We start from the raw sequence: 461 nt of genomic DNA on the forward strand, positions 1-461 counted from the left end.
GTTCTTCCAAAGATCCACAATCTCACGGATGCCGTCCTCGTCCGGCACCTCGTTTTTGATGTCGGTGAGCTGCCGCAGCAGGAAAGCAAGGGCTTCTTTGGATGCTGTGAAACCGGTGACTTTATCCCATATAGCTTCTTCATGATCGTAGTCCAGTTTGCTGTTATCCTTCCATTGGAAATACAGCTCCGCCAGAGCCATCGCAGTATTGTCAAAGAGGAAGTCGATTTGTGAGAAGTCAGATCCCAGCATGACTTCCTCTTTCATCAGTTCGATCATCTCGCCCAGATCCATTACCGGATGCTCCGGTACATATTCATTTTTGAGGATGTCCAGTACATCCAACCCTTCGTCACGCTCTAATGCTTTTATGCCCCATGCTCCCATGTCGGCACCTCTCTTTCTTTATTTCGTATCAAGCTTCTATTGTCAATCATAGTTCTCCAACCGAATGATAGGCC

General features: G+C 47.5%; 1 protein-coding gene. It reads right to left on the reverse strand.

All coding sequences use genetic code 11. The features are described from left to right. A partial coding sequence (locus PZH32_RS11300) for a DUF4259 domain-containing protein (RefSeq protein WP_275208351.1) occupies positions 1 to 387 on the reverse strand: 387 nt, incomplete at its 3' end. Between the last annotated feature and the right edge of the window lie 74 nt (positions 388 to 461).

This window comes from Adlercreutzia equolifaciens (genome assembly GCF_029076695.1).
Lineage (GTDB): Bacteria > Actinomycetota > Coriobacteriia > Coriobacteriales > Eggerthellaceae > Adlercreutzia > Adlercreutzia equolifaciens_A.